Origin of the sequence: Tenacibaculum aiptasiae (assembly GCF_965221665.1) — a bacterium.
In the GTDB taxonomy this organism is placed as follows: Bacteria; Bacteroidota; Bacteroidia; order Flavobacteriales; family Flavobacteriaceae; genus Polaribacter; species Polaribacter aiptasiae.
Genome location: NZ_CBDCSN010000002.1, coordinates 1038461 through 1060018, shown reverse-complemented (window position 1 = coordinate 1060018; position 21558 = coordinate 1038461). Strand labels below are relative to the sequence as shown.

Annotated in this window: 22 protein-coding genes; 14 read left to right on the top strand and 8 right to left on the bottom strand. The window is 29.5% G+C overall.

What is annotated here, in order from left to right:
• Positions 1-84: 84 nt before the first annotated feature.
• The 3 genes from ACOQN8_RS05140 to ACOQN8_RS05130 all read left to right on the top strand — a co-directional run bounded on the left by ACOQN8_RS05140 (position 85) and on the right by ACOQN8_RS05130 (position 2312).
• On the top strand, positions 85-507 hold the full coding sequence (locus ACOQN8_RS05140) for a hypothetical protein (RefSeq protein ID WP_420552808.1): 423 nt from the start codon (positions 85-87) through the stop codon (positions 505-507).
• 63 nt (positions 508-570) lie between these two features.
• Positions 571-1299 (top strand): lysophospholipid acyltransferase family protein, encoded by a 729-nt coding sequence (locus tag ACOQN8_RS05135; protein WP_150898267.1) that lies wholly within the window; start codon positions 571-573, stop codon positions 1297-1299.
• Between the two features lie 32 nt (positions 1300-1331).
• The gene (locus ACOQN8_RS05130; RefSeq protein ID WP_150898268.1) at positions 1332-2312 is read left to right on the top strand and encodes an acyl-ACP desaturase; all 981 of its coding nucleotides are present in this window, start codon (positions 1332-1334) and stop codon (positions 2310-2312) included.
• Between the two features lie 33 nt (positions 2313-2345).
• Here ACOQN8_RS05130 and ACOQN8_RS05125 read toward each other — a convergent pair whose 3' ends face one another.
• Positions 2346-3131 (bottom strand): amidohydrolase, encoded by a 786-nt coding sequence (locus ACOQN8_RS05125; RefSeq protein WP_420551871.1) that lies wholly within the window; start codon positions 3129-3131, stop codon positions 2346-2348.
• 73 nt (positions 3132-3204) lie between these two features.
• On the opposite strand from ACOQN8_RS05125, the gene ACOQN8_RS05120 reads away from it, so the two are divergent.
• Positions 3205-5961: a PD-(D/E)XK nuclease family protein gene (locus ACOQN8_RS05120; protein WP_420551870.1), complete on the top strand. Its 2757-nt coding sequence runs from the start codon at positions 3205-3207 to the stop codon at positions 5959-5961.
• Here ACOQN8_RS05120 and ACOQN8_RS05115 read toward each other — a convergent pair.
• Positions 5958-6491 (bottom strand): GNAT family N-acetyltransferase, encoded by a 534-nt coding sequence (locus tag ACOQN8_RS05115; RefSeq protein ID WP_420551869.1) that lies wholly within the window; start codon positions 6489-6491, stop codon positions 5958-5960. The genes ACOQN8_RS05120 and ACOQN8_RS05115 overlap by 4 nt on opposite strands.
• A 9-nt stretch (positions 6492-6500) precedes the next feature.
• Positions 6501-6923, bottom strand: coding sequence for a molybdenum cofactor biosynthesis protein MoaE (locus ACOQN8_RS05110; protein ID WP_420551868.1), 423 nt, complete (start codon positions 6921-6923; stop codon positions 6501-6503).
• 76 nt (positions 6924-6999) lie between these two features.
• Here ACOQN8_RS05110 and ACOQN8_RS05105 point away from each other — a divergent pair, with 76 nt between their 5' ends.
• The 5 genes from ACOQN8_RS05105 (at position 7000) to ACOQN8_RS05085 (ending at position 11871) form a co-directional block, all read left to right on the top strand.
• Positions 7000-8547, top strand: coding sequence for a hypothetical protein (locus tag ACOQN8_RS05105; protein ID WP_420551867.1), 1548 nt, complete (start codon positions 7000-7002; stop codon positions 8545-8547).
• A gap of 9 nt (positions 8548-8556) precedes the next feature.
• Positions 8557-9744: a phosphoglycerate kinase gene (locus ACOQN8_RS05100; RefSeq protein WP_420551866.1), complete on the top strand. Its 1188-nt coding sequence runs from the start codon at positions 8557-8559 to the stop codon at positions 9742-9744.
• Between the two features lie 27 nt (positions 9745-9771).
• Positions 9772-10359: a hypothetical protein gene (locus tag ACOQN8_RS05095; RefSeq protein WP_420551865.1), complete on the top strand. Its 588-nt coding sequence runs from the start codon at positions 9772-9774 to the stop codon at positions 10357-10359.
• Between the two features lie 106 nt (positions 10360-10465).
• Positions 10466-11506 (top strand): NADP(H)-dependent aldo-keto reductase, encoded by a 1041-nt coding sequence (locus ACOQN8_RS05090; RefSeq protein ID WP_150898276.1) that lies wholly within the window; start codon positions 10466-10468, stop codon positions 11504-11506.
• Positions 11506-11871, top strand: coding sequence for a c-type cytochrome (locus ACOQN8_RS05085; protein WP_420551864.1), 366 nt, complete (start codon positions 11506-11508; stop codon positions 11869-11871). Before ACOQN8_RS05090 ends, ACOQN8_RS05085 begins: the two co-directional genes overlap by 1 nt.
• Positions 11872-11908: 37 nt before the next feature.
• Here the strand turns inward: ACOQN8_RS05085 and ACOQN8_RS05080 are convergent, their stop codons facing one another.
• Entirely contained in the window at positions 11909-12214 is a 306-nt protein-coding gene (locus ACOQN8_RS05080; protein WP_420551863.1) for a DUF6370 family protein, read from the bottom strand.
• A gap of 10 nt (positions 12215-12224) precedes the next feature.
• Positions 12225-13193, bottom strand: coding sequence for a tryptophan--tRNA ligase (gene trpS / locus ACOQN8_RS05075; RefSeq protein WP_420551862.1), 969 nt, complete (start codon positions 13191-13193; stop codon positions 12225-12227).
• A 95-nt stretch (positions 13194-13288) separates the two neighbouring features.
• Between trpS and ACOQN8_RS05070 the strand changes: the two genes are divergently transcribed.
• Positions 13289-14083 (top strand): lysophospholipid acyltransferase family protein, encoded by a 795-nt coding sequence (locus ACOQN8_RS05070; protein ID WP_420551861.1) that lies wholly within the window; start codon positions 13289-13291, stop codon positions 14081-14083.
• Positions 14055-14696: a PAQR family membrane homeostasis protein TrhA gene (gene trhA, locus ACOQN8_RS05065; RefSeq protein ID WP_420551860.1), complete on the top strand. Its 642-nt coding sequence runs from the start codon at positions 14055-14057 to the stop codon at positions 14694-14696. The genes ACOQN8_RS05070 and trhA overlap by 29 nt, the downstream gene beginning before the upstream one ends.
• A gap of 24 nt (positions 14697-14720) precedes the next feature.
• Here trhA and ACOQN8_RS05060 read toward each other — a convergent pair whose 3' ends face one another.
• Positions 14721-15194 (bottom strand): CYTH domain-containing protein, encoded by a 474-nt coding sequence (locus tag ACOQN8_RS05060; RefSeq protein WP_420551859.1) that lies wholly within the window; start codon positions 15192-15194, stop codon positions 14721-14723.
• Between the two features lie 100 nt (positions 15195-15294).
• Between ACOQN8_RS05060 and recO the strand changes: the two genes are divergently transcribed.
• From recO to ACOQN8_RS05045, 3 genes are read left to right on the top strand one after another with little or no spacing between them, the layout of a single operon-like run.
• Positions 15295-16017 carry a DNA repair protein RecO gene (recO, locus tag ACOQN8_RS05055; RefSeq protein ID WP_420551858.1) on the top strand — a complete coding sequence of 241 codons (723 nt, stop codon included), beginning with the start codon at positions 15295-15297 and terminating at the stop codon, positions 16015-16017.
• 3 nt (positions 16018-16020) lie between these two features.
• A complete protein-coding gene (locus tag ACOQN8_RS05050; RefSeq protein WP_420551857.1) occupies positions 16021-18486 on the top strand; it encodes a TonB-dependent receptor in 2466 nt (821 codons plus the stop codon).
• 10 nt (positions 18487-18496) lie between these two features.
• The gene (locus tag ACOQN8_RS05045) at positions 18497-18772 is read left to right on the top strand and encodes a DUF3817 domain-containing protein (RefSeq protein WP_150898284.1); all 276 of its coding nucleotides are present in this window, start codon (positions 18497-18499) and stop codon (positions 18770-18772) included.
• Positions 18773-18782: 10 nt separating this feature from the next.
• Here the strand turns inward: ACOQN8_RS05045 and ACOQN8_RS05040 are convergent, their stop codons facing one another.
• Together ACOQN8_RS05040 and ACOQN8_RS05035 are read right to left on the bottom strand one after the other, a co-directional pair.
• The gene (locus ACOQN8_RS05040; RefSeq protein WP_420551856.1) at positions 18783-19025 is read right to left on the bottom strand and encodes a MoaD/ThiS family protein; all 243 of its coding nucleotides are present in this window, start codon (positions 19023-19025) and stop codon (positions 18783-18785) included.
• 9 nt (positions 19026-19034) lie between these two features.
• Complete coding sequence (locus ACOQN8_RS05035; protein ID WP_420551855.1) at positions 19035-21500, bottom strand: DUF5686 and carboxypeptidase regulatory-like domain-containing protein; 2466 nt, start codon at positions 21498-21500, stop codon at positions 19035-19037.
• Positions 21501-21558: the final 58 nt, after the last annotated feature.

Genomic DNA, 21558 nt, shown 5'->3' with positions numbered 1-21558 from the left:
CAGTAACTTTGCAAGTAACAAAAACTAACAAATTTTGATGCAATTATTAGTTGTATCACTTTAGAAAAATAACGAGAAGATATGATGAAAACAATACATTCTTATTGGGCATATATAGTATTAGCCGTATTAATTTATACAGTTATTAATGCAATTATTGGCTTAGTACAAAAAAAAGAATTTACTCATAAAGAATTCCGTTTAGGTTTATTTACTTTAATAACGGCGCACATTCAATTATTAATAGGTTTGGGATGGTATTTTATGTCTCCTTGGTATAAAGCCTTAAAAAGTAATGGAGGAGAGGTTATGAAAGATTCTGGGGCACGTTTGTTAGCTATAGAGCACCCAATAATGATGATTATAGCTATTGTTTTAATAACAATTGGTTGGTCAAAACATAAAAAGCAAGTTAAGAGTGAGGCAAAGTTTAAAACTTTTGCAACTTTTTATGGATTAGCATTGGTAATAATACTATCAAGAATTCCATGGAATAATTGGTTTTAACACAGATATATAGTCCCGCTTTCGCGGGATTTTTTATTTTTGCAGATTATTAAAAATAAAATAATGAAATTCTTAAGCTATATATTATCATCAATATTTGCATTGGTGTTTTTTTCTTTACTATTAATATTCCACCCTTTACAGTGGATTGGGTTAAAATTGTTTGGTCAAAAGGGACATCAAAATGTAGTAGATATAATGAATTGGTTTTTAATTAAATCACTTCTAATCTTAGGAATTAGAGTGAAAGTTGAAAACAAACATGATTTGCCAGAGAACACAACACTAATTTTTGTTGCAAATCATCAAAGTACATTTGATATTCCGCCAATTATTTGGTATTTTAGAAAACACTATCCAAAATTCGTATCCAAAAAAGAACTAGGAAAAGGAATTCCAAGTATCTCTTTCAATTTAAAACATGGAGGAGCAGCTTTAATTGATCGAAAAGATTCTAGACAAGCTTTAACAGAATTAGCAGGGTTTTCAAAAAGAATTAATAAAAATAAATGGTCTGCAGCTATATTTCCAGAAGGAACAAGAAGTAGAACAGGAAAACCTAAATCATTTTCAGTTAATGGACTTAAAATGATTACAAAATATAATCCTGAAGCGTATATTGTACCACTAACAATTAACAATTCATGGAAAGTGTTTAAGTATGGTAAATTTCCATTAGGATTAGGAAGTCCCATAAAAATTAAAACACACCAACCAATAAAAATTGATAGTTTACCGTTTGATGAGTTGATAACAAATGTAGAAACCACCATCAAAGAGTCAATTGAATAATCCCCTTATAAAAATTAAAATTAAATATAATTATGTCATTACAAAACATTCGAAAGGAAGTAATGCAAACGCTGGAAAAAAATATTGACAGTTTTGTAGACAAATTCTTAATCCCAATTGAAAAAATCTGGCAACCAACAGATTTTTTACCAAATTCTCAAAAAGATTCTTTTATTGAAGAAGTAAAAGAAATTCAAGAGCTTTCAAAAGAGCTTGATGATGATTTTTGGGTAGTTTTGGTTGGAGACACAATCACAGAAGAAGCTTTGCCAACATATGAATCTTGGTTATTAGATTTAGATGGAGTAACACAGCAACCAGATAATGGTTGGGCAAAATGGGTTCGTGCTTGGACAGCAGAAGAAAATCGTCATGGAGATGTATTAAACAAGTATTTATATCTTTCTGGGAGAGTAAATATGCGTGAAGTAGAGATTTCTACACAGCATTTAATTGCAGATGGTTTTGATATTGGAACTGCTACTGATCCATATAAAAACTTTGTGTATACAAGTTTCCAAGAATTAGCAACATATATTTCGCATAATAATGTGGCTAAGATAGCTAAGAAAAAAGGACATAAAGCTTTAGCGAAAATGTCTAAAATTATAGCAGGAGATGAAATGCGTCATCACATTGCTTATACGGATTTTGTGAAGGAAATATTTAAAATAGATCCGAGTGAAATGATGTTAGCTTTTCAACACATGATGAAACACAAAATAGTAATGCCTGCAATGCATTTAAGAGAGTCTTTTGGAGAAAAAGGAAGTTTATTTGATGATTTCTCTACAGTAGCTCAAAGAATAGGTGTATACACAGGTTTTGATTATGTTGACATTTTAAGGAAGTTAAACAAAGCTTGGGAGATTGATAAAATCACTGGTTTAACTCCAGAGGCTGAAAAAGCAAGAGACTACTTAATGAAGTTGCCAGATAGAATGTATCGAATTACAGAACGTATAGTAGTTCCAGATACCAAATTTAATTTTAAGTGGATGATACCAGCTTAAAACAAAAAAGCAACCTTTTAAAGGTTGCTTTTTTTATTGAAATATAAAATTGTCTTGATCTTCTAAAAAGCGAAATCTATTTCTAACTTTAAGTTGAGATTCTTTATCTAGTTCAATTATTATAGAAATTTCTTCGTTATTATTCTTTTTATCCATACAGTTTCCTAGCATATCATAAGCAACAGAGTTACCATTATATTCATAGTTGTTAGCATCAACCCCTACTCTATTTACACCAATAGTATAACTCATATTTTCAATAGCACGAGCTTTTAGTAAAGAATCCCATGCCTCAATACGAGGTTTAGGCCAGCTGGCTACATATAATAATAAATCATAGTTTTGAGTGTTCCTAGCCCATACAGGAAAGCGTAAATCATAACAAATTAAAGGACATATTTTCCATCCTTTATAATCAATAATATTTTTAGTTTTTCCAGCAGTATATACTTCATGTTCACCAGCTAATGTAAACGTATGCTTTTTATCGTAAGACTCTATTTTTCCCGAAGGATGAACAAAAAGTAATCTATTATAATAATTATTGTTTTCAGTAATAATAATACTTCCAGTAATAGCACAGTTTTTCTCTTTAGCTAATTTAAGCATCCAATTCACTGTATTTCCTTCCATAGTTTCAGCAATATTTTCTGGCGTCATAGAAAAACCAGTAGTAAACATTTCAGGAAGAATAATTAAATCGATAGTATCAGAAATAGCCATAATTTTCTCTTGAAAGCGATTTCTGTTTTCAGTTGGATTTTCCCATACAAGATCAGCTTGTATAAGAGCAATTTTAAGTTTATTGGATGAATTCATTGCTAAAAATTGAAAGTATTATCATCTCAAAAATAAGATAAAAATTGTACTTTGCTTATACTAAAATTAGCTTATGCAATCGTTTATTTCAGAAACTTTAGATGCTATTTCGCAAACAACAAAAACGTTTGAAAATGTTGTGTTTATATTACCATCTCAAAGGGCAGGTGTATTTGTTAAACAAGATTTTAAGAATAAAATTTTAGCAGGTTTTTTACCTCGTATAGTTAACATTGGCGATTTTGTTGAAGAAATTTCTGAAATAAAAAAAGCAGATAGTGTTCAGTTATTATTTCACTTTTATACAATTTATAAAGAAATAGTAAAAGATCCAGATCCATTTGACAAATTCTCTTCTTGGGCATTTACAGTATTACAAGATTTTAATGAGATAGATCAACATTTAATTAATCCTCGTGACATTTTTGTGTATTTGAGAGATATACACCGTTTAAAAAAATGGTCAGTAAAAGGAGAGTTTAAGGAAACTGAACTAATGAAAGATCATTTTTCTTTTATGGAAGAGTTGGAAAGACTATACGAATCTTTATATCAGTTTTTAACAGACAATAAAATAGGTTATCAAGGAGTACTGTACAGAGAGGCAACTAAAAAAGTAGCGGATTATGTGCAAAGAAATAAAGATAAGAAGTATGTTTTTATAGGGTTCAATGCATTGAATAGTGCTGAAGAATATATATTTCAAGAGTTTTTAACTAGTGAAACTACAGAAGTTTACTGGGATATTGAAAAAACGTTTTATGAAGGAACTCATCAAGCAGGAAGCTTTCTAAGAAAATATAAAACTACTTGGAAACATTATCAAAATAATCCAATTCAAACGATTAAAGATTATTTTTCTGAACCAAAAAACATCCAAGTAATTGGAGCGTCAAAAAACATTACTCAAATAAAATATACAGGTGAGATTTTATCAAAATTACCGAGTTATAATAATACAGCATTAGTGTTGGCTGATGAAACTTTATTACCAATTACTCTAAATTCCTTACCAAAAAATGTAGATGCAATAAATATAACAATGGGATATCCGTTAAAAGATATTCCAACAACAAGTTTAATTTTTGCTGTTTTTCAATTATTTATCAATCAAGAAAAACTACAAAAACAAGAAGAAGGGTTATTCTATCATAAAGATGTTGTTCGGTTGGTAAAAGACGCAACCATATATAGACTTTTACAAATAGAAGAGAAAAAAAATATTGCAGATGTAATTTCAGAAGCTATCGTAAAAGAGAACAACACGTTTGTAGATAAAGAAAAAATTAATGAATTTCTTCTTCCTTTAGAAGATAAAATAAAGGAGGTAATCAATAATGTTTTTAAACCATTTACATCAATAAGCGATTTTTTATCAAGAATATTAGAGCTCATCAATGTTTTAAAAGATACAGCAAACGATTTAGAGAAAGAATACTTGTTTAGGTTTTATACAGCATTTACGCAATTACAAAACTTACATAACGAGTTTAATTATGTACAAGATTTAAAAACATTACATCAGTTTTTTAAACAGTTAATTCAATCAGAAAGTTTGTCTTTTCAGGGAGAACCTTTACAAGGTTTGCAACTTATGGGAGTGCTAGAAACACGTATGTTAGATTTTGAAAACGTAATAATCACTTCAGTAAATGAGGGAGTGTTGCCAGCTAGTAGTCAACAAAATACATTCATTCCTTTTGATGTGAAAATAGCATTTGGACTTCCAACATATAAAGAAAAAGATGCTCTTTTTTCTTATCACTTTTTTAGATTATTACAAAGAGCAAAGAACATTTATATACTGTATAATACAGAACATGATGTATTTGGAAGTGGAGAAAAAAGCCGTTTTGTAACACAGTTAGAAATGATGAGAGATGATATTACAGAGGAAACAATAAGTCCAAAAGTAGTAACATCACCAGTAAAATTGAAAGAAATACAAAAAGATGAAAAAGCTTTAGAACGATTGCAAGAACTGGCAAGGAAAGGAATTTCACCGTCGGCATTAACAAATTACTTATACAATCCGATAGCTTTTTATAAACAAAAAGTTTTAAAAATAAATGAGTTTGAAAATGTAGAAGAAACTGTGGCAGCGAATACAATGGGAACAGTAGTTCATGATACTCTGGAAGAATTATATAAGCCGTATTTAAATAAGTTTTTACAGTTAGAAGACCTACAACAAATGCATAAGAAAAGAGAAGAACTTGTTGTCTTTTTCTTTTCAAAACATTTTAGAAACGGAGATATAAAAACGGGTAAAAATAGATTGGTTTTTGAAGTTGCAAATCGTTTTGTGAAAAATTTTTTAACAAAAGAGGAACAATTACTAAAAGATAAAAACAACCAATTAAAAATTATAGCAACAGAGCAAAACTTAGCTGCTGAAATAGCTGTTGAAGGAATAGAGTTTCCAATAAAAATACATGGACAGGTTGATAGAATTGATGAACTAAACGGAGTCACCCGAATTATTGATTATAAAACAGGTATGGTTAGTTCAACCAATTTAAAAGTTATAGATTTTGATAGCATTCGAGAGTTAAAGTATCATAAAGCAATACAAGTTATGTTATATGCTTTTTTATATACTCAAAATACTAAATTTGATTTTTCTAAAGAAATAGAAGCAGGAATAATTTCTTTCAAGAATTTAAAAAGTGGGTTTTTGAAAATGAATTTTTCATCAAATTATAGAAAGCCTGATAATTTAGTAACAGAAGAAAAATTGGGGGAGTTTATGGGAGAGATAAAAGAGGTTTTAAAAGAAATGTATAACCCAGAAGTTAGTTTTATGGAGCCAGCAGATTTACCGTATTAAATATCCATATAAACAATAATCCAATTTTGGTTATTAGATTTATAAATAACTAATTCCTTAAAACCAATTGCTTTATGTGCATTTAAAGACCGAGTATTGTTAGCATCAATTTCAGTAATAATAGCATCATAAGTGTTAGAAAATGCATTTTTCATTTCTTCATATAAGCTTCTAAAAACTCCTTTGCCTCTGTAATTTTTATCAATACAAACTTGTCCCATCAAAATATAGTTGTCTTCTTTTTTAGAAGATTTATCAATTTCATTAAACATAGGAACTAAAACAGGAATTTCATTCCTAAATATTTTAGACATGGATAAAGCATAGCCAATAACTTGTTCTCCATGTTTAGCAATAATATGAGGATGTATTTGATGCATTTTTGTTAAAACCTCAATAGAATGTTGTACAGTTACAAAGCCTTGCTCCTTTTTCTCAATGTCAGTTAAGTTTTGAGGTAAGTTACTAAGCTGTAAAGCTATAATTTGCTTTAGTTCTTCAATACTTGATGTTGTTTTGTACTGTATCATAAAAAAGAATTATGGATGAGCATTTACCCAAACTTCACCATCTTCAAAGTATTCTTTTTTCCATATAGGTACAGTTTCTTTTAAAGTATCGATAGCATACTGGCAAGCATCAAAAGCAGCTTTTCTATGAGGAGAAGAAACGGTAATAATAACAGGAATATCTTCTATTTGTAATAAACCTTCGGCATGATGAATGGCAATTTTCTTAATAGGAAATTTATCCAAAGCTATGTTAGCAATTTTTTGCATTTCTTTAATAGCCATGGGTTTATATGTTGAAAAATCTAGCTGAGTAACACTTTTGTTTTGAGTGGCATTTCTTACGGTTCCAACAAAAACAGCAATACCACCACAAGAAGGATCAGTAACAAAATTGTAACATTCTTGTAGATTTAATTTTTCTGATTTTATTAGTACAGAAGTGTTTTCCATATTGATTAAAATAAGGTTAAATGTATTGCTAAAATATAGTATTTTCGACAACTAAATTTATCAAAACATAATTGCAATGAAAAAAACACTTTTTTTAGTATTATTTATTCTTATTGCCTTAAAAATAAAGGCACAAGAAACCCCAATAGATGTTACTTTGTTTAAAAGTGACGTTCAAAAAGAAAAACAATCAAATGTTTTAAGAACTATTTTTAAAGACGAGTCTAATAAGTTATATGTACTTAAAACTTCAGAAAATGAAAAGTACTTTTATATAGATGTTTTTGATAATGATTTTAAAAAGATAAAATCATTTGAACATAAAATAGAAAAAAGACGAGGAGTATCAGCAAGTTTTTTAAATGGAGATATTCTAGGCTTTATTGAGTATTATAGAAATAAGAAAGAAAAAAAGATAGAAGCTTTTTTATATACCTCAGTAAAAGAAGAACTTAATTTTACCAAAAGAAAAATTTTCGAAGTTACTACAGATAGGTATCCATCATTTTTTGCATCTATTTTTTCAGGATCTAAAATAGATAGGGATTTTGAAGGTAATTTATCTTTTTCAAAATCAGGGAAATATAATGTGTTTAATATAGATTCTTCAGATAAAAAAAATGAACATCATAGTATCTTAGTTTTTGATGAAGATTTTAATCAACTTTGGGAGAAGGAGTTTGAGTTACCATACAAAGACAAGCAATTTAAACTTCAAGATGTAAAAGTATCGGATGAAGGAGAAGTATCTGTTTTAGGGAAAGTGTATCCTAAAAAGAAGAAAAAGAAAAAGGGGGGGAATTATCATTATGAGTTATTTAAAATCACAGAAAACAATGTAATTTCAACAAAATTGTCTGTAGAAGATCATTTTGTGGCAACTTTGGAATTAGATTTTACACCAGAAAATAAACTAAGTTGTATAGGTTTTTATTCAGATAGAAATGAGTTTAGGTTTAAGGGAGTATGTTCTTTTATTATCAATCCAGAAAACCTGAATATAGAAAACTCTAAATTTTCTCCATTTACTGAGCAGTTTTTAATGGATAAATATGGGAAGTCGAAAGATAAAGAGTTGAGTAATATTAGGTTTAAAAGCGTTTCTTATCCAGATGGAGGAGGAATGATTATTACTGCAGAAGAATTTTTTATAACAACAACGTATGTTCATAATCAGTTTGGAGGGTATACAAGGATATCATATAATTTTGACGATATAATTACATTGAAATTAAGTGATGAAGGAAACCTGTTATGGGCAAGAAATATCAATAAAGCACAAACATCAGGATATTTTTCAAACCCATTAATGTCTTTTGGTACAGCACAATATAATAATAATGAGTATCTTATTTTAAACGCTCATAAGAAAATGGGAGAGTTATCAGGAGGTAGAATAAAATTTAGAGAAAGCTTTTTATGGAAGGCAACAAGGAATAATACCAATTTATATATTGTTAAATTTGACACCGATGGAAACTTTATTTATAAAACTTTATTAGCTAATAAAGAAGAAGTAGCTCCTTTTAATTGCCGATATATAGAACAAGTTTCAAATAATGAGTTAATTTTATACGGTGAAAGAAGAAAGAAAAGACAATTTTTAAAAATAACAATCAACTAAATTTAAGTAATGAAAACACTTAACGATTTTAATTTCGAAAATAAAAAAGCATTAATACGTGTAGATTTTAATGTTCCTTTAAATGATAATTTTGAAGTAACTGATGATACCAGAATACAAGCAGCTAAGAAAACGATTATAAAGATTTTAGAAGATGGAGGAAGCTGTGTGTTAATGTCACATTTAGGAAGACCAAAAGGAAAGGAAGATAAATTTTCATTACGTCATATTGTAGACAAAGTAACCGAAGTAATAGGAGTACAAGTTAAGTTTGTTGACGATTGTGTTGGTGATAAAGTATCGGTTGCTGTTACTGATTTAAAAAACGGGGAGATTTTATTATTAGAAAATTTACGTTTTTATTCAGAGGAAAAAGCAGGAGATGTTGCTTTTGCTAAGCAATTATCTAAATTAGGAGATGTATATGTAAACGATGCTTTTGGAACTGCACACAGAGCACATGCATCTACAGCAGTAATAGCACAGTTTTTTCCAGAGAATAAATGTTTTGGAAATTTATTAGCTACAGAAATTGAAAGTATTGATAAGGTTTTAAACAATTCAGAAAAACCAGTAACAGCAATTTTAGGGGGAGCTAAAGTATCGTCTAAAATAGGTGTGATTGAAAATATTATTGAAAAGGTAGACCACATTATTGTAGGTGGAGGAATGACATTCACTTTTATTAAAGCTTTAGGAGGAACTATCGGAAACTCGTTAGTAGAAGACGATAAGTTAGATTTAGCTTTAGAAATATTAGAAAAAGCGAAAGCTAATAATACAGAAATACATTTACCAGTAGATGCAGTAATTGCAGATGCATTCTCAAATGATACCAATACTCAAGAAGTAGATACAACTAAAATTCCTGAAGGATGGATGGGATTAGATTGTGGACCAAAAACATCAGAAAAATTTGCAGAAGTAATAGCAAAATCAAAAACTATTTTATGGAACGGACCATTAGGAGTTTTTGAAATGGAAAAATTTGCTACAGGTACAGTAGCACTTGGAAATGCAATTGCAGAAGCAACAGCAAAAGGTGCATTCTCTTTAGTAGGAGGAGGAGACTCGGTAGCAGCAGTTAAGCAGTTCGGTTTTGGAGATAAGGTAAGTTATGTGTCTACAGGAGGAGGAGCTATGTTAGAAATGTTAGAAGGACAAACTTTGCCAGGAATCGAAGCTGTTTTGAAATAATAAATAGCTAAAGAAAAAGAAAATTAGATGAAATATTGGTTTGGTAATGATAACAATTTTATAGTTGTTACAAATGAATCTATTTATATAGGTAAAACAAATAAATATATAAAATCTGAGTTAGTTACAGGTTTTGAAAAATCGATAATACCAGAAGATATTTTTAATATCCCTTTTTCATATATAAAAAGTATTGAAAACCCAGAAGAAGACAACAAAATGAAAGTTTTTTATGGAGGTAGTTCTGAAGAAGAAATAATTATAAATGATGAAAAAATAAAAAGAGAAATTTTTCTTTATTTGAAAGAGAGTTTGTTTAGGTTTAATTATTTCAAAGAAAAACCTTCTTTTATGAAATTTATAAAACCACAAGCTTTTGCCATATTGTTTTCAACAGCGATATTTTTATGGATATTTTTTTTAGCAGGAGAAATAGAAAAAGGCTACGAATATGAAGTAAGAGGAAGACAAGGTTTGGGAGGTCTTATTTTAGGGTTAGCTCAATTTGGTACTGTTAAAGTAATTTTAGGGTATTTAATAATTCTTTCAATAGCAGTGTTTGCATTGATTAAAAAACTTAAAAAAAGAACATTAACTGAATATTTAGTCAGATAATTAAATAAGAATCCCGCAATTAGCGGGATTTTTTTGTGTTAATTTTAAGAAGAAAAGATTATAAAAACCTTGTATTTTTACAAGGATAATATTTGAGAATTAACTTATGAAGTATACTACATTACCAAATACAGATATAAAAGTTTCTAAAATATGTTTAGGAACAATGACTTGGGGAAATCAGAATACAGAGGCTGATGGACACGAACAAATGGATTATGCCTTAGAACAAGGAGTAAACTTTTTTGATACTGCTGAATTATATTCAGTTCCAGCTACTCCTGAAACTTATGGAGCTACTGAAAAAATTATTGGGTCTTGGTTTAAAAAAACAGGAAACAGAGACAAAGTAGTATTGGCTTCAAAAATAGCAGGAAGCGGTGCTTATACGGCTCATATTCGTGAAGGAAGATTTGGAAGAGAGAATATAAAAGAAGCTGTAGAAGGGAGCTTAAAAAGGCTACAAACGGATTATATAGACTTATACCAATTACACTGGCCAGATAGAGGTGTAAATTGTTTTGGTGTTCGCGATTATCCTTATGAAACTTCAACCAAAGAAGCAGAAAATCACTTAGAGATTTTAGAAACCTTAAATGACCTAGTAAAAGAAGGTAAAATTAAGCAAGTTGGGTTGTCAAATGAGACGCCTTGGGGAACCATGAAGTATTTGCAAACTGCAGAAGAAAAAGGATTGCCAAGAATGGTTACAATTCAAAATTCATATTCATTAATCCACAGAGGTTATGAGTATGGAATGTCTGAAGTATCTATGAGAGAAAATATAGGATTGTTAGCGTATTCACCATTAGCACAAGGAGTGTTATCTGGTAAATATTTAAACGGACAAACACCAGAAGGAGCAAGAGGAACTTTGTTTCCAAGATTTATAGCAAGATATATGTCTGAAGGTTCTTTAAAAGCAGTGGAAGAATATCAGAAAATAGCTGTAAAACATGGATTAACACTTTCTGAATTATCATTGGCATATATCAATCAGTTACCATTTGTAACAAGTAATATTATTGGTGCAACAAAAATGAGCCAATTAAAAGAAAACATTAATTCTATTAATATTGATTTAAGCAAAGAAATTTTAGGAGAAATTGAAGCGGTACACGCGGTTATTCCGAATCCAGCACCTTAATGAATATTAAAAATAAAATACTGGCTTCTTACACTGTAGTATTTCTTGCTATTATTTTAATAATATTACTTTCTTTTGATTTTTTTGAAAGTAATTCAGAAGAAAAAAGAAACCAGTTTTTTTGTGGTACTGTAAATGTTGATGAGGAGTTTAAAGAAGGAAAGAAACTTTTTAAAATGTTATGTGCTAGTTGCCATAAGTTAGATAAACTTGTTTCTGGACCTTCACTTAAGAAAGTTGAAATTGATTCAATTAGTTTATTTAAATATTTGAAATCAAATCAGCATAGTCCTAGTTTTCCTCAATTGTCTCAGGAAAATGTTAATGAAGCCTTGAAATATATAGAAAGTAAAAAACCGAAGTAATTAACTTCGGTTTTTGTTTTTATGATATTATATAAAGTTATTCTACTACTTTAAAAGTACTAACTTTAAATTTTTCGTTTTCTAATTTACCAGTAACTTCTACTTTTCTAATTGCATTACAAAAACCAATATTTTCGTCATGTGCATCGCCATAATCATCAATATGAGCCCCTTCAACAAAATAAGCTTTATCATCAATTTTTATGGCTAAATCACATCCACGTTGGGTTTTTAGCTCAAACTGACATTGTCCGCAAGAAGCTTCTGTAACAAAAGTTTTTTCCTTTGGTTGCGCGCATGAAAGTAATAAAAGTATACTACTAAAAGTAAAAAGAGATTTCATAGTTAGTTTTTTAGTAACCTACTTTATCACGTACTCTCTTTAAAACATCTTTTGCAATTGCACGAGCTTTTTCAGTACCAATGGCTAAAGCTTCATCAATTTCGTTACGATTTTCCATGTAGTGGTAATACTTCGCACGAACATCTGAGAACTTTTCAAGAATTAACTCATACAAAGCCTGTTTTGCATGACCATATCCGTAGTTTCCTCCTTCGTAGTTAGCACGCATTTCAGCAATTTGCTCATCTGAAGCTAATAATTTATATAAGGCAAAAACATTATCAGTATCAGGATCTTTAGGGTCTTCAAGAGCTAAACTATCAGTTTTAATACCCATAATTTGTTTACGTAACTTCTTTTCAGGTAAAAAGATATCGATAAAGTTATCTCTAGATTTACTCATTTTTTCACCATCGGTACCAGGAACTAGTTTAGTGTTCTCATTAATTTTAGCTTGAGGTAAAACCAAAGTATCACCAATAATATTATTTAGTCTACTAGCTACATCACGTGTCATTTCTAAATGCTGTAATTGATCTTTACCAACAGGAACAACTTCAGCATCGTATAATAAAATGTCGGCAGCCATTAACATTGGGTAAGTAAATAATCCAGCGTTTACATCCGATAATCTGTCAGCTTTATCTTTAAAACTGTGTGCTAAGGTTAAACGTTGATATGGAAAATAACAACTTAAATACCAAGTTAATTCGGTAACCTCAGGAATATCACTTTGACGATAAAAAACAGTTTTAGAAATATCAATTCCACAAGCAAGCCAAGTAGCAGCAGTACTATAGGTGTTTTCACGTAATTGCTCACCATCTTTAATTTGTGTTAAAGAATGCATATCGGCAATAAATAAAAACGATTCATTTTTAGGATCGTTAGCCATTTCAATGGCAGGTAAAATAGCTCCTAATAAATTCCCTAAATGTGGGGTTCCTGTACTTTGTACTCCAGTTAAAACTCTTGACATATTTCTTCTTGAAATGTTTTGTGTAATTATTAAATAATGCTAGCAAAAATAAGGTTAAAAATCATCAAACAAAAGAAATTACTACATTCGCAGTTATGATTAAATATTTACTATTTCCTTTTCGATTGATTTGGCGCTTATGGTTTTATGTGTTGATTTTAGTTTCAGTAGTAGTAATGTCGCCTTTTTTACTCATATTAACTTCTAGTGAAAAATATTACCCAGTATTTTGGAAACTAATTAGAGCTTGGTCTTTTCTTCTGATTTATGGAATGGGTTTCCGATTAAAAATTGATAGAAAAGAAGAAATAAAAAGAGATCAAAGCTATATGTTTTGCGCAAATCATGCGTCTTTATTAGATGGATGGGTAATGTGTGCAATGAGTAAAAATCCAATTGTATTTGTAGGAAAGAAAGAATTAGTAAAAATTCCAATCTTTGGGTTTTTCTACAAAAAAGTGGTAATTATGGTTGATAGAAGTGATGCAGAGAGTAGAAAGCGAGTATATGAACAAGCAAAAAGAAGACTTAAAAACGGAACAAGTATTGCAATTTTTCCAGAAGGAATGGTGCCTACTGAGAATATAATTTTAGCACCATTTAAAAATGGAGCATTTAGTTTAGCTATCGAGCATCAAATACCTATAGTACCTCAATTGTATTTAGATTGTAAGCGATTATTTTCATGGGATTTTTTCAAAGGAGCTCCTGGGACTTTTAGAATTAAACAATGTGAGTTTATAAATACAAAAGGACTTACAATGGATGATAAGGATACTCTTAAAAAGAGTACTTTTGATATTATGTACAATGAACTGATTAATGATGAGTTGTATATGAAAGACACAAATAGACCAAATAATGAGCGAGAATTTAAATCACCGTTATAGCGAAAAAGAAGAGAAACTAAATGTATTAACTCATGGATTTGGGTTACTATTAAGTTTTCTAGTTTTTCCGTTTTTAATTTCAAAGTCTATTACATACACTAATTTTTGGGAAGTGTCAAGCTTTATTATTTATGGTATAAGTTTAATAATTTTATATGCGGCTTCTACTTTTTATCATGCTACAAAAGAACCTAGGCTAAGAAGAAGATTAAATATTTTTGACCATGCTGCTATTTATGTTTTAATAGCAGGTAGTTACACTCCTTTTTGTTTGATTGTTTTGCCTGAAGAAACTGGATGGTATTTATTTGTTTTTGTTTGGTTGTTTGCCTTAACAGGAGTTGTTTTAAAGTTATTTTTTACAGGTAAGTTTGATAAGCTATCTACAGCGTTATATTTAATAATGGGATGGCAAGTTGTTTTCTTAATTAAACCTTTAATGGAAAATTTATCCTCAGAAGGATTGTTTTATTTAATGGCAGGAGGTGTCTTTTACACAGTAGGAGCACTATTTTATTCGATAGGGAAAATAAAATATAACCACGCAATTTTTCATGTATTTGTGCTTTTAGGAAGCTTTAGTCATTTTTTGACCATTTTTTTTTACGTGTAAAAATTAAAGGCTAGAATAATTGATTTATTTCCAGTTGCAAAATGGGTCTTTACTGAGATTAGAATTATAGTATTTAGCTATTCCTGTAACTTCCTCACCTAGCCATTCAGGTTTGGTAAAGCTTTCGTTTTCATTACTAAGTTCAACTTCAGCAACTAATAAACCTTCATTAGTTCCTAAAAACTCATCAACTTCAAAAATATGGTGGTTTACCTTTACTAAGTATCGGTATTTTTCAATAATACCTTCTTCACATAATTCTAATAAGTTTTCAGCTTCTGTTCTGGTAATTTCTTTTTCCCATTCAAATCGAGTAGTTCCATTTTTATTAGAAGGTCCTTTAATAGTCAAAAAACCAGAGTCGTTTTTAATTCGAACTCTTACAACACGCTCTTTTTTCGAATTTAGGAAACCTTGTTTTATATAGCTTTTTTTATACGCTAATTGTTTATAAATATCAGAGTTTATGAGGAATTTTCTTTCTATTTCAAAAGTCATAAGAAGTTGAATCAAATTTATACGAAAGTATCATTTTTGTAATTAATATTAAATACCTTTGATGACGGTTTAAAAAATCAATTATAAAAATTGTTAATTAATGGCAATGATTACTACAAAAGCCATTGTTTTAAGTGCTCTTAAATATGGTGATACAAGCTTAATTGTAAAATGCTTTACTCTAGAAGAAGGAGTAAGCTCTTACATTATAAGAGGAGTTTTAAGTTCTAAAAGAGGAAAATTAAAACCAGCTTATTTTCAACCATTAACACAATTAGAGCTGACAGCAAATCATAACAATAAAAGTTCATTGAACTCTATAAGAGAAGCTCGAGTTATTTATTCTTATGAAAATATTTATATATCTGTTGTTAAACAAACTATTGTAATGTTCTTATCAGAGGTATTATCTAGCATTATTCAAGAAGAAGAAAAGAATGAGGTCTTGTATAAGTATATAGAAACGGGGCTTATTTGGTTAGATACTCATGATAATATTGCGAATTTTCATTTGCTTTTTATACTGAATTTATCAAGGTTTCTTGGGTTTTATCCAGACTTAGCTGATATCGAAAAATTAGGTTTTAGTTTACTAGAAGGAAGGTTTACAGATACGACTTATGAAAAACTAGTAATAACAGGTAAAGAATTAATTCTTTTTAAAAGCCTTTTAGGCATAAATTTTGATGCAATAGATTCAATTTCGTACAATAAAAACGAAAGACAAATAATACTGAGAATAATAATTCAATATTTTGAATTACATTTGGAAGGTTTTAAAAAACCTAAATCTTTAGACGTTTTAGAAACGGTGTTTAGTTGATATATGAAGCAAATTATAACTGTATTTTTTTTACTGATAATAGGATCAGTTTTTTCGCAAAACCTTACTGTAATTGATGCTGAAACAGGTAAACCAATTGAGGGAGTAGCTGTATTTAATAAAGATAAAATAAAGTCAGGAATAACTAATGTAGAAGGAAAAGTAAATATTTCAGAGTTTCAGAAAAATGAAATATTGATTTTATCGCATGTAGTTTATGCTAAGTTTAAAGAGAAAAAGTCTAATTTAGAAAAAAATGGATATCAAGTCTTTTTATCAAAACAATCTGAACAATTAGATGAGGTAGTTGTTTCAGTTTTTAAAAAACAAGAAAAGGCTAATAGAATAGCAGAACAGATAGCTTTAATATCTTCCAAAGAAATTAAAAAAGTGTCTCCCCAAACTTCAGCAGATTTATTAGCAAATGTGCCGGGAATTAAAGTTCAAAAGTCACAATTTGGAGGAGGAAGTCCTGTTTTAAGGGGAATGGAAAGTAATCGTGTATTACTTGTAGTGGATGGGGTTCGAATGAATAATGCTATTTATCGTAAAGGTCACCTACAAAACTCTATTACAGTAAGTCCTAATTTGTTAGATAAAACAGAAGTAGTGTTTGGCCCATCATCTGTAATATATGGATCTGATGCTTTAGGAGGAGTAATTCATTATTATACCAAAACACCAAGAATTTCTGATAAAAGCCAAATTAAAGGAGATGCTTTTTTAAGATATAGTTCAGTAAATAATGAGGTAACTAATGCCGTTTCTGTAGAATTACAATTTAAAAAATGGGCTTCTTTAACAAGTGTAACACATAGTACATTTGGCGACTTAAGAATGGGGAAAAATCGTTCTCATGGATTTGATGACTGGGGAAAAGTATTTTTCTATTCAGATAATATGAATGGGAATTATAATGAGAATCCAACTGCTAACCCAAATCCAAATATTCAAAGAAATACAGGGTTTAGTCAAACAGATGTATTACAAAAGTTTTACGTACCATTATCTAGAAATACCGATTTAAAATTTAATATTCAATATTCAACATCTACAGATGTTCCTCGTTTTGATAGATTAACCGAATTAAAAAATGGAACGCTTAAGTTTGCTGAGTGGAATTATGGACCACAAAATAGGTTTTTAGCGTCTTCACAATTAGAAATTAATCCGAAGAAAAAATGGATTGAGAATGGTGTTATTACTTTAGCGTATCAAAATATTCAAGAAAGTCGTATTCAAAGAAAGTTTGGAACATTAGAAAGAACATACAGAGAAGAAAATGTTGATGTTCTAAGTTTAAATGGAGATTTTTCAGTTTCATTAGCTAAAAAAAGAAATTTAGGTTATGGATTTGAAGTAGCATATAACGATGTACAATCTAATTCTTATGGACGAATTTTAAGAGTTAATAACGATAAGGTTATAGGCCTTAATGGAAATTTTCCAGTACAGTCTAGATACCCAGATGGAGGAAGTAGTTATTTTAGTTCTGCTGTATATGTAGATTATAGGCAAGATATAACAAGGAATTCTACATTAAATACAGGGATCCGATTAACAAATACAAGGTTACAAGCTAAATGGAATAGTGAAGAGTTTATAGTATTACCAAATAATGATATTGGTCTTAACAATACAGCTTTAACAGCTACCATAGGATATGTTTATAAACCAACTAATACATGGCAATTAAATACTGTACTATCATCAGGTTTTAGATCACCAAATATTGATGATGTAGGTAAGGTAGGAGAGAAAAATGGAAATGTAACTGTGCCTAATGTGAACTTAAGACCTGAACATGCTTACAATGCAGAAATTGGAGCACAAAAATATTTTAATAATAAAAAGTTTAGAATAGGAGCTAATGTATATTATACCTTATTGAATAATTATATATATAGAGAAGCTTTCGAATTAATTCCAGGGAATCAAACAATAGCTTATGACGGTGAAGATGGTAATATTGTAGCTAATGTAAATAAAGGACAAGCTTATGTTACTGGAGCTACACTAAGTTATCAAGGTAAATTATTTAAAAATTGGAATACTTCTGGTTCATTAACCTATACGAAAGGAGAAACATATGATACAAACATGCCTTTGTCATCTATTCCACCGTTGTTTGGTAGGTTTGAGATAAATTATTCAAAAGCTAATTTTGAAGGAGGAGCAAATCTTGTTTTCAATGCTAAAAAAGGTATTGATACTTATAATATAGAGGAAGGTATCGATAATCATGTACAAACACCAATTGTTGATGAAAATGCTTCTTTAGCTACAGATAAATATTATGGAACTCCAGCTTGGATGACCGTTGGGATTTTTGGAAAATATCAATTGAATACTAATATTTCAATACAAACACAAATCACTAATCTATTTGATGTTCATTATAAAGAATTTGCTTCTGGTGTTTCTGCACCAGGCCGTAATTTTTCTTTATCATTAACAACAAGTTTTTAAAAAAATAAATATGATAAACATATTTAAAATTGTAAGTTTATTAGAAGGAGTATCTTATATTTTATTACTTTTTATTGCTACTCCAATTAAATATTTACAAGATAATCCTGCATATGTAAAAATGTTAGGAATGCCTCATGGGCTACTATTTGTAGCATACATAATCATGGCAATAATGCTAAAATATGAGTTAGATTGGAAAGGTAAAACTTTCGGAATAGTATGCTTACTATCAATTTTACCTTTTGGAACTTTCTTCGTAGGAAAATATCTTAAAAAAGAGTAGCTCTTAAAAACTATCCTCCACTTACAGGTGGGATAATAGCAACTATATCAGATTCTTTTATAATTGTTTCGTTAGAAGCATAGCTTTCATTAATAGCTACAGCATAAGTGCTCATTTCTTTTAATGATTCATTTTTGCTAATAAGAATCTCTTTAAAAGTGGAGACTGAACAGTTAATAGGAAGTTCTATCTGTAAAGAAGAACTTCCTATTAAGTCAGTTGCAATACCAAAAAGTAGTACATTAATATTCATATTACGAAATTACAATTTAATTCCGAATACTACTCTATTTTCATTACGTCCATTAAAGTTAGATCTAGCAAAGTCTACACGTAAAAAACGCCATTTTCCAAATCCAATATTATCTAAACCTACTGAATATTCAGAATATGGTTTGTTGCCTCCAGTAAACAGTCCTTTGGCTCCAGTAACTAAATGAAAATTAAGTTTGTTAAGAAGAGGAACTTTACTTAATAAAGCACCTTTAAAATTGTATTCTCCATGCAATTCACCATATTTATCGTTTGTGCTTAATTGATAGTATGGTAACATGTAGAAATTGTTTAAATAATTGCTATTTGGAGCTACTAACAAACGATTTCCGTTAAAGTGAGCATAATCTATAAAAGGAATGTCTTTCTTCTCTAAAAAGATACCTCCTTTGGCTTTATATTTAAATTCTCCCCAGTTTCCTAGAGAAATTCTTTGGTTTAATTGTGAATAAATAACATCTGAATTCCATTCAGAATTATCTGCTCCAAAATTCTTTTTGTAACCAATAAATAGTGAGGGGTATTTTCTACTACTTACATTATACTTTCCATTAGGATACGATAAGTATTTTTGACCAAATTGAATATTTGCACCAAGAGTAAACGACCATATTTTATGTGGCGTAAATGAAGACGTAAAATTAGTTGGGTCTTGTGGATTGTTAGACGTGTATTCTACATTACTTTTTGGAAACATTACATAATCTGTAGTGTTAAATAATGGCTTTCTGTTTGCATATTCTAATGAAGTAGACATGCGTAAACCATTAACAACTTCTTGTGAAAAAGAAACCCTAGCAAAATCTTTTTCATAAATTTTCATGTAATTTCTTTCAAAAAGTACTGAACTAATAGTGTTCCAAAATCTAGAAATAGGTCTTTTTGCATTAAACTGGGCTGTTGTTCTACCTCCAGAAATATTTAATATTGGTCGAGTAGTATTGTTCCATTTGTAATAAAAATAACCAGTAGGTCTTATTTTTTTATCAGAGATACCATAATTGATGTTTGCACCAGCACCAAAGTTTTTACCTTTTTTATTTAGCGTTTTATAATAGTTAATACCGATAGACGAATTCCATCCTTGAACAGTATTAAAACTTATATTTTCTATAGGAGAAGAAAAGCTAAGCCCCCATTTTTCATAAGTGTTATTGTATGAATAACCAGAAAGAACATTTAAAATTTTAAATTTATTCTGTTTAGTATCTACTGAATCTAAATATTTTTTAGATTTTCGTTTGGTTTTAATACTATCTTTTAATTTGTAGTCGGCTGTTTCTTCACTAGTTAAGGCTACAGGACGTATTTTATTCCAGTAAAGACTGTCTTTTTCTGTAGCATTTTCAGCAAAAGATAAAATTTCACTTCCAAAATACTTGTTAGAAAAATCAGGTTCAAAATTATAATTAGAATACGCAGCAGAAAAACGCCCATTAAAATTAAAACCAAACATTCCTGCTTTAAAATCTATAGTTTGAGTTACTGGAACCCAAGCTTTATTTTTATTAGAGTAATTATAGTTTTGTTTAATTTTTAAAGTATCAATCATTGGTATGCTTACTTGTGCACCAGTAACAACAACATCGGCTCCATAAATAGCCCAATCATCCTCAACAATATAAATATGACCACTAAAAACTCGATCGTTTTTTCTTTTGGGTAATAATTGAATTTTACTAATCAAATTACCATTTTTATCATAAAAAGTTCCAGCTAATTTGTAGTTGTAATAACCAAAAGCACCATTAGCAATTGGAGAAACCATTTGAGCATCAGCTAGGTTAAATGAGTTTTCATAAAAGTTAAAATCAACTTCCTCTGCTTGATTAAAGCTAATTCCATTATCACTACCAGAAACTTTAGAGGCTATAATATGCTCTTTGAAGTTTTTAGGTTTTTTTTGAAATGAAATTTTAGAAATGGTTTCAGACAAATAAACTATACCACTTCTGGTAGAATCTAAGCCACCACCCATATCGCCAATTTCTTGACCTAAGAATTTTTTAGGGAGGTTTTTTACTTTAAATAACCCACGAGAATAAAAATCGGCTTTGTATTGCCCAAATTTATCTGTGTTCTTGCTTTTGCTAGCAATGGCGTTTCTAATAATTCTATTAGCAGGATTTTCTTTAGACGAAACCAATACTTCATCTAAAGCAACTTCTTCTTCTGAAAGTTGAACATCTAAACTATAAGGAAAAGAGCTAATGTTAACTTTCTTTTTAATTGTTTTGTATCCTAAGATTTGATAAACAATAGTATGTTCTCCTTTTTTACTAATGGCTAATTCATAATCACCATTATCATTTGTAGTTGTTCCGGTAATAGAATTTTCTAGATAGACACTAACAAAAGATAGAGGTTTGTTAGTATTACTGGTTACTTTTCCTCTAATTTGAGAAAAAGTAATACTAGTAAGTGTTAAAAACAGTAGCGTAATTGTTTTTTTCATAGTTGGGTTTAATTGAATTTGAAACAAACATATATGTTGCAAATTCTTAATTATGTTT